Source organism: Pseudomonas sp. GM33 (genome assembly GCF_000282295.1).
Taxonomy (GTDB): Bacteria; Pseudomonadota; Gammaproteobacteria; order Pseudomonadales; family Pseudomonadaceae; genus Aquipseudomonas; species Aquipseudomonas laurylsulfatiphila.
In genome coordinates this window covers 56,933-65,512 of record NZ_AKJO01000035.1, presented here as the reverse complement: position 1 = coordinate 65,512, position 8,580 = coordinate 56,933, and the positions used below count along the sequence as shown (strand labels likewise).

Sequence of the window (8,580 nt, the reverse complement as noted above, 5' to 3'; positions counted from 1 at the left end):
TTGCGGCTCGTAGCTGCTGCTAGCCATAGCGACCGGTGATGTAGTCTTCGGTCTGCTTCTTCGCCGGATTGGTGAACAGGGTGTCGGTGTCGCCAAATTCCACCAGTTTGCCCATGTACATGAACGCGGTGTAGTCCGAAACCCGCGCCGCCTGCTGCATGTTGTGGGTCACGATGACGATGGTGAACTTGGATTTCAGTTCGTAGATCAGCTCTTCGACTTTCAGCGTGGAGATCGGGTCGAGTGCCGAGCAGGGTTCGTCGAGCAGCAACACTTCCGGTTCAACGGCGATGGTGCGGGCGATCACCAGACGTTGCTGCTGACCACCGGACAGGCCCAGTGCCGACTCGTGCAGGCGATCCTTGACTTCGTCCCACAGCGCCGCGCCTTTGAGTGCCCACTCAACGGCTTCGTCGAGCACGCGCTTCTTGTTGATACCCTGGATGCGCAGGCCGTAAACCACGTTTTCGTAGATGGTTTTCGGGAACGGGTTGGGCTTCTGGAACACCATGCCGACGCGACGACGCAGCTCGGCCACGTCTTCGCCCTTGCGGTAGATGTTGTTGCCGTACAGGTTGATCTCGCCTTCGACGCGGCAGCCATCCACCAGGTCGTTCATGCGGTTGAAGGTACGCAGCAGTGTGGACTTGCCACAGCCGGACGGGCCGATGAAGGCGGTCACGCGCTGCTTCGGGATGTTCATGCTGACGTCGTACAGCGCTTGTTTTTCGCCGTAGAACAGGCTCAGGCCCGGCACTTCGATGGCTACGGTTTCCTGCTCGAGGTTCAGGCTCTGTTTGTCGCGACCCAGTGCCGACATGTTGATGCCGTGGGTATGTGCTTCGTGCTGCATGGGAGGCTCCCTGTGCTAACAAATTCGGTTCGGAACGCTGCTTATTGCAGTTCCCATCAATATTCCGGTGGACGCGGTCCAGTGTGGGAGCGGGCTTGCTCGCGAAGAGGCCGGCACATTCAACATCAATGTTGCCTGACCCACCGCTTTCGCGAGCAAGCCCGCTCCCACATTGGAGATCAGCTGTCCAAAGCTTTGTACTTCTCGCGCAGGTGGTTGCGGATGTACACCGCCGACAGGTTCAGCGTCGCGATCACCAGCACCAGCAGCAGCGCCGTAGCGTATACCAGCGGTCGTGCGGCTTCGACGTTCGGGCTCTGGAAGCCGACGTCATAGATGTGGAAGCCCAAGTGCATGATCTTCTGATCCAGGTGCAGGTACGGGTAGTTACCGTCCACCGGCAACGACGGCGCCAGTTTCACCACACCCACCAGCATCAGCGGCGCCACTTCACCCGCGGCGCGAGCCACGGCGAGGATCATGCCGGTCATCATCGCCGGGCTGGCCATCGGCAATACGATCTTCCACAAGGTTTCAGCCTTGGTCGCGCCAAGGGCCAACGAGCCTTCACGCACGGTGCGAGGAATCCGCGCCAGGCCTTCTTCAGTGGCCACGATCACCACCGGCACTGCCAGCAGCGCCAGGGTCAGCGAAGCCCAGAGCAGGCCCGGCGTGCCGAAGGTCGGCGCCGGCAAGGCTTCCGGGAAGAACAGACGGTCGAGCGAGCCACCCAGCACATAGACGAAGAAGCCCAGGCCGAACACCCCGTAAACGATGGCCGGAACACCGGCCAGGTTGTTCACCGCGATGCGGATCACCCGGGTCAGCGCGTTCTGCTTGGCGTATTCACGCAGGTACACCGCCGCCAGCACGCCGAACGGGGTCACGATCATCGCCATGATCAGGGTCATCATCACGGTGCCGAAAATGGCCGGGAAAATACCGCCCTCCGTGTTCGCTTCACGCGGGTCGTCGCTCAGGAACTCCCAGACCTTGCTGAAGTAGAAACCGATCTTGGTGGTCGTGCTCATGGCGTTCGGCTGGTAGGCGTGAACCACTTTGCCGATACCGATTTCGATTTCCTTACCGTTCGCATCGCGGGCGGTCAGGCTGTCGCGGTTGAACTGCGCATGCAGATCGTTCAGGCGCGCTTCAACATCCTGATAGCGGGCATTGAGTTCGGCGCGCTCCGATTCCATGTCCGCTTGTGCGGTGGCGTCGAGCTTGCCATCCAGCTCCAGCTTGCGACCGTGCAAGCGGACGCGCTCCAAGCCGGCGTTGATCGCGCCGATGTCGGTTTTTTCCAGGCTCTTGAGCTGTGCGGCCAGCTTGTTCACGCGGTCGACACGGGCCTGCAACTCAGGCCATGCGGCTTCGCCTTCAGCGACAACCTTGCCGTCCTGTTTGACGTTGACCAGGTAACCGTAGAAGTTGCCCCACTCACGCCGCTCGATCGCCATCAGCTCCGGCGGCGTCGTCTGGTTGGTCAGCCACTCGCCGACGACCCAGGTGAAGTCGTTGCCGTTCAGGTCACGGTTGCCGACCTTGATCAGCTCGCGGGTCATGAACTCCGGGCCCTGCTCAGGCACCGGCAGGCCGGCGCTCTTCAAGCGGGCACGGGGTACTTCTTCCTTCTGTACCACTTCACCAATGACCAGGTGCTGGCCCTGGCCCGGTACGTCGTAGCTGGCGTGGATCAGGTCCGCCGGCCAGAAGTGACCCAGGCCGCGCACGGCAATCACTGCCAGCAGGCCAATGGTCATGATGACCGCGATGGACACCGCGCCACCGCTGATCCAGACGCCGGGGGCGCCGCTCTTGAACCATCCTTTCAGGGAGTTCTGTTTCACAGACTTCTACCTTTGCTTAAAGCGACGAGTATTTCTTGCGCAGACGCTGACGAATCAGTTCTGCGAGGGTGTTCATGACGAAGGTGAACAACAGCAGCACCAGCGCCGAGAGGAACAGCACGCGGTAGTGGCTGCCGCCGACTTCCGACTCGGGCATTTCCACCGCTACGTTGGCCGCCAGGGTGCGCAGGCCTTCGAACAGGTTCATTTCCATGACCGGGGTGTTACCGGTGGCCATCAGCACGATCATGGTTTCCCCGACCGCACGGCCCATGCCGATCATCAGCGCCGAGAAGATGCCCGGGCTCGCGGTGAGGATCACCACGCGGGTCATGGTCTGCCACGGCGTGGCACCGAGGGCCAGGGAGCCCAGGGTCAGGCCACGCGGCACGCTGAACACGGCGTCTTCGGCGATGGAGTAAATGTTCGGGATGACCGCGAAGCCCATGGCCAGGCCGACCACCAGAGCGTTGCGCTGGTCGTAGGTGATGCCCAGGTCGTGGGAGATCCACATGCGCATGTCGCCGCCGAAGAACCAGTTCTCCATGAACGGACTCATGTACAGCGACAGCCAGCCCACAAACAGGATCACCGGAATCAGCAGCGCACTTTCCCAACCGTCCGGGACTTTCAGGCGGATCGACTCAGGCAGGCGACTGAAGGTGAAACCGGCGACCAGGATGCCGATCGGCAGCAGCATCAGCAGGCTGAAGATGCCCGGCAGGTGCCCTTCCACATACGGAGCGAGGAACAGACCGGCGAAGAAGCCGAGGATCACCGTCGGCATCGCTTCCATCAATTCGATCACCGGCTTGACCTTGCGGCGCATGCCCGGAGCCATGAAGTACGCGGTGTAGATCGCAGCGGCAACGGCCAGTGGAGCGGCCAGCAGCATGGCGTAGAATGCGGCTTTCAGGGTACCGAAAGTCAGCGGCGACAGGCTCAGCTTGGGTTCGAAGTCGGTGTTGGCGGCGGTCGATTGCCAGACGTATTTAGGCTCGTCGTAGTTCTCGTACCAGACTTTGCTCCACAGCGCGCTCCACGAGACTTCCGGGTGCGGGTTGTCCAGCAGCAGCGGGTGCAGCTTGCCGCCGGCCTCCACGATCACGCGGTTGGCGCGAGGTGACAGACCGAAAATGCCCTGGCCTTCGGCAACCGGCTCAACCAGCAAGGTGCGGTGGGCAGTACTGTGGAACACACCGAGCTTGCCGGAAGCGTCAAGGGCAATGAAGCCCTTGCGGCGCTCTTCGGCAGTGATTTCAACGATAGGCGTGGTGCCCATCTGGAAGGTGCGGATCTGCTTCAGGCGCTGTTCGCCATCGGGATCGCGAGCCATGAACCACTGGGCCAGGCCACCTTTGGAATCACCGATGATCAGCGAAATGCCGCCCACCAGCTGGGTGCTGGCGGTGACTTGCGCTTCACCGTCTTCAAGCAGTTTGTAGCGACCGTTGAGGCTCTTGTCGCGCAGGCTGAACACGTCGGCCTGGGCACGCCCGTTGATCACGTACAGCCACTGCTGACGCGGGTCGACGAAGATGTTCTTCACCGGCTCGTTCATCTGCGGCAGGTCGATACGCTTCTGCTCGTTGGTGACTTCGCCGGTCATCATGTTCTCTTCGCTGGTCAGCGACAGAACGTTGAGTTGCGAACCGGTGGCGCCAACCAGCATCAGGGTCGAATCGTTGGCGTTGAGGCTGACGTGCTCCAGCGCACCGCCGGCTTCGTTCACCGCGATTGGCGCTTCGCCATACGGGTACTCGACGGCCGGGGTGATGGTTTTCTTGCCTTCCGGGTAGCTGACTTTATAGGTGTGACGGAACACCAGTGCCTGACCGTTGGACAGACCCACAGCCACCAGAGGGTGGCCTGGCTGGTCTTCACCGATGGAGGTCACGGTGGTGCCGGCCGCAATCGGCAAATCGACGCGCTTGAGTTCGGCGCCACTGTCGATGTCGAAGAACAATGCCTGGCCCTTGTCGGAAACCCGCATCGCCACCTGGTTCTGCTCTTCCAGAGAGATCATCAGCGGCTTGCCGGCATCTTGCATCCAGGCTGGAACGATCGCATCTTTCGCAGTCAGGCTGGCACCCTGGAACAACGGCGCAACCACGTAGGCGAGGAAGAAGAAGATCAGTGTGATGGCTGCCAGCACCGCCAGGCCGCCGATGAGGACGTACCAGCGGGTGAAGCGATCCTTGAGCGCGCGGATGCGACGCTTGCGTTGTAGCTCAGGCGTATTGAAGTCAATTCGCTTGGGGGGATTAGTAGTCATTGTGGAATTGGCCAGATCATTCATTCGCACACCCTAGCGATCCTGTATGACAGAAAGATGACAGTGCAGTGACGCAACAAATCCGCCGCCCGGAGGAACCGGCAGCGGATAGAGAATTTGGGGGTTGTGTAGGAGCTGTCGAGGGAACCGAGGCTGCGATCTTTTGATCTTGCAGTTGAGAAAGCCAGATCAAAAGATCGCAGCCTCGCCCCGCTCGACAGCTCCTGCACAGGAATCCGGGATTACCCCGGATTCAGGGTTTTACTTTTTTGCGACTTCAGCGCCGCCTTCCTGCAGACCCAGGTCAGCCAGTGCTTTTGCAGCAACCTTGGCCGGCAGTGGGATGTAGCCGTCTTTCACTACAACTTCCTGACCCTGTTTCGACAGAACCAGTTTCACGAACTCGGCTTCCAGCGGGGCCAGAGGCTTGTTCGGGGCTTTGTTGACGTATACGTACAGGAAGCGGGACAGCGGGTACTTGCCGTTCAGGGCGTTTTCTTCGGTGTCTTCGATGAAGTCCTGGCTGCCTTTCTTGGCCAGGGCCACAGTCTTCACGCTCGCGGTCTTGTAGCCGATGCCCGAGTAACCGATACCGTTCAGCGAGGAGCTGATCGACTGCACGACCGAAGCCGAACCTGGCTGCTCGTTCACGTTAGGCTTGTAGTCGCCTTTGCACAGGGCTTCTTCCTTGAAGTAGCCGTAGGTACCGGATACCGAGTTACGACCGAACAGTTGAACCGGCTTGTTGGCCAGGTCGCCGGTCACGCCCAGGTCGCCCCAGGTTTTCACGTCGGTTTTAGCGCCGCACAGACGAGTGGACGAGAAGATCGCGTCAACCTGTTCCATGGTCAGGTGCTGGATCGGGTTGTCCTTGTGTACGAATACCGCCAGGGCGTCAACGGCAACCGGGATAGCGGTTGGCTTGTAGCCGTACTTCTGTTCGAAGGCAGCCAGTTCGGTGTCCTTCATCTTGCGGCTCATCGGGCCCAGGTTGGAGGTGCCTTCAGTCAGCGCAGGTGGCGCAGTGGCGGAGCCAGCGGCCTGAATCTGGATGTTTACGTTCGGGTATTCTTTCTTGTAGTTCTCAGCCCAGAGGGTCATGAGGTTGGCCAGGGTATCGGAGCCGACGCTGGACAGGTTGCCCGACACACCAGTGGTCTTGGTGTAGCTCGGGATAGCAGGGTCAACAGCGGCAACCGCGTTGGCAGTCGCAACGCCAGCAGCGACAAAAGTCATTGCCGCCATCAAACGCTTCAGTTTCATGCCTTACTCCTAGCAGATAGGGTGTGTTAAGTCGGGGCCAAGTATCAGCAGGCCGTGTGAACACTCTATGGCTGAAATATGACAATTGGATGAAAGGCCAGTATTTGGATTTTTTGCAGGATGATTCGCGTCGCCTGCATTCGCGAGCAAGCCCGCTCCCACAGTTGACCGCGCTCCTCCAGGAGAAATGCGATCGAATGTGGGAGCGGGCTTGCTCGCGAAGGCGTCAGTACAGTCGATACAAAAGGTCGATCAACGCCCTTTCTTCCAGAGGTAGGCGCCCACCACAATCCCGACCCCACACAGCACAGCCACGTAGTAGGCCGGCCCCATCGGGCTTTCCTTGAGCAGCAGACTGACGATCATCGGCGTCAGACCACCGAAAATGGCGTAGGCCACGTTATAGGAGAACGACAGGCCGCTGAAGCGCACTACCGGCGGGAACGCCTTGACCATCACGTACGGCACCGCACCGATGGTGCCGACCAGCAGACCAGTCACCGCGTACATCGGAAACAGCCAGTCCGGATGGTCAGCCAGGCTGTGATAGAAGGTCCAGGAGCTGGCCAGCAACGCGGCGCAACCCAGGACGAAGACTCGCCCCGCACCGAAGCGATCCGCCAGCGCGCCGGCGATGATGCAGCCAAAGCTCAAAAAGACGATGGCCACGCTGTTGGATTGCAGAGCCGTGGTCGGTGAGAAATGGTAGACCTTCTGCAGCACGGTCGGCGTCATCAGAATCAGTACCACGATCGCAGCAGAGAGCAGCCAGGTCAGCAGCATCGAAATGGCGATGGCACCGCGATGGTCACGCAACACCGCTCGCAATGGCACTTCTTCGGCCAGCGCCTTGCGTTGTTGCAGTTCGGCAAATACCGGCGTTTCGTGCAGCCAACGACGCAGATACACCGAAAACAGGCCGAACACGCCACCCAGCAGGAACGGAATCCGCCAGGCGTAGTCCGCGACTTCCTCCGGGGTATAAATGCTGTTGATTGCCGTGGCAACCAGCGAGCCAAGCAGGATGCCTGCCGTGAGACCGCTGGTCAGGGTGCCGCAGGCGTAGCCGATATGACGCTGCGGCACGTGCTCGGAAACGAAAACCCACGCCCCCGGCACCTCACCGCCAATGGCCGCGCCCTGGATCACCCGCATCAACAGCAGCAGGATCGGTGCCCACAGGCCAATCTGCGCGTAGGTCGGCAACAAGCCCATGATCAGGGTCGGCACGGCCATCATGAAGATACTCAAGGTGAACATCTTCTTGCGGCCCAGCAGGTCGCCAAAGTGCGCCATCACGATGCCGCCCAGCGGCCGCGCCAAGTAGCCGGCGGCGAAAATGCCGAACGTTTGCATCATACGCAGCCACTCGGGCATGTCCGCCGGGAAGAACAGGTCGCCCACCACCGTGGCGAAGAACACGAAGATGATGAAGTCGTAGAACTCCAGCGCACCGCCCAGGGCAGACAGCGATAGAGTCTTGTAGTCGTTGCGGGTCAGCGGACGTGCGGGTTGTTCTGGCTGCGCGATGCTCGAGGGCGCTGTGGTCATGGCAAGGGCTTCTCTTATAGTCGGATCTGCAACCTCAACAACGCTGGTTGAGGCCTGGGCAGGTCCGGCACGATAGCAAATTGTTCGAAAAAGCACATAGAGGTGCATTTTTGACGGTCAAAATGAGAACCGGACGGTCGTCGCGGAGTCTACCGACCGATATACTCGCAGCCTTGCTCCGGTTTTTGAGGGTTGCTGTGCGAAAGCGCCTGTCAGGTTCATAGGCGATTTCGCAGAGTTTCCCTTTAGGCGCCTGATGGAAAACGTGACGAACGTAGTATGTTCGGTGCTGAATCGTTTTTCCCGAAGACGGCTACCACCAGCAATACCAACGAAGAGTCACGGGTCAGAGGCACCCCCGGCATGATAGAGCTCGAACAAGAAGATCCGATCCCGCAAGGCGACCTGGCCCTGCAAATCACCGCACTCCCTCGCGAAACCAACGGCTTTGGCGACATTTTCGGCGGCTGGCTGGTGGCGCAGATGGATTTGGCAGGCACTGCGATGGCCAGCAAGGTCGCCGGCGGGCGCGTTGCCACCGTTGCCATCGACCGCATGGCATTTCTGGTTCCGGTGGCAGTGGGCGCTCAGCTTTCCTTTTATACCCAGGCACTGGAAATCGGCCGCAGCTCAATCAAGATGATGGTCGAGGTCTGGAGCGACGATCCACTGTCCAGCGAGTGGCGTAAAGTAACCGAAGCGGTGTTTGTGTTCGTTGCCATCGACGGCAGCGGCCGCACCCGCTCGGTTCCGCCCAGGGCTCGATAAAGAGTTTCTAAACCTGGAAG

General features: G+C 60.2%; 6 protein-coding genes. 1 reads left to right on the top strand and 5 read right to left on the bottom strand.

Going from position 1 to position 8,580, the window contains the following annotated elements:
- Positions 1-19 precede the first annotated feature (19 nt).
- The 5 genes from pstB to PMI26_RS23110 all read right to left on the bottom strand — a co-directional run bounded on the left by pstB (position 20) and on the right by PMI26_RS23110 (position 7,792).
- A complete protein-coding gene (gene pstB / locus PMI26_RS23090; RefSeq protein WP_007971742.1) occupies positions 20-853 on the bottom strand; it encodes a phosphate ABC transporter ATP-binding protein PstB in 834 nt (277 codons plus the stop codon).
- Positions 854-1,032: 179 nt separating this feature from the next.
- Positions 1,033-2,703, bottom strand: a complete 1,671-nt coding sequence (gene pstA, locus PMI26_RS23095) for a phosphate ABC transporter permease PstA (protein ID WP_007971741.1) — start codon at positions 2,701-2,703, stop codon at positions 1,033-1,035.
- A gap of 16 nt (positions 2,704-2,719) precedes the next feature.
- Complete coding sequence (locus tag PMI26_RS23100) at positions 2,720-4,753, bottom strand: ABC transporter permease subunit (protein ID WP_177323521.1); 2,034 nt, start codon at positions 4,751-4,753, stop codon at positions 2,720-2,722.
- Positions 4,754-5,239: 486 nt separating this feature from the next.
- Entirely contained in the window at positions 5,240-6,241 is a 1,002-nt protein-coding gene (locus PMI26_RS23105; protein ID WP_007971739.1) for a phosphate ABC transporter substrate-binding protein PstS, read from the bottom strand.
- A gap of 252 nt (positions 6,242-6,493) precedes the next feature.
- Positions 6,494-7,792, bottom strand: coding sequence for an MFS transporter (locus PMI26_RS23110; RefSeq protein ID WP_007971738.1), 1,299 nt, complete (start codon positions 7,790-7,792; stop codon positions 6,494-6,496).
- A gap of 363 nt (positions 7,793-8,155) precedes the next feature.
- Between PMI26_RS23110 and PMI26_RS23115 the strand changes: the two genes are divergently transcribed.
- Positions 8,156-8,560: an acyl-CoA thioesterase gene (locus PMI26_RS23115; protein ID WP_007942704.1), complete on the top strand. Its 405-nt coding sequence runs from the start codon at positions 8,156-8,158 to the stop codon at positions 8,558-8,560.
- Positions 8,561-8,580: the final 20 nt, after the last annotated feature.

Coding starts and splice junctions, on each gene's coding strand:
- pstB (WP_007971742.1), bottom strand. CDS start 853: ATGCAGCACGAAGCACATACCCACGGCATCAACATGTCGGCACTGGGT.
- PMI26_RS23100 (WP_177323521.1), bottom strand. CDS start 4,753: ATGCAAGATGCCGGCAAGCCGCTGATGATCTCTCTGGAAGAGCAGAAC.
- PMI26_RS23105 (WP_007971739.1), bottom strand. CDS start 6,241: ATGAAACTGAAGCGTTTGATGGCGGCAATGACTTTTGTCGCTGCTGGC.
- PMI26_RS23110 (WP_007971738.1), bottom strand. CDS start 7,792: ATGACCACAGCGCCCTCGAGCATCGCGCAGCCAGAACAACCCGCACGT.
- PMI26_RS23115 (WP_007942704.1), top strand. CDS start 8,156: ATGATAGAGCTCGAACAAGAAGATCCGATCCCGCAAGGCGACCTGGCC.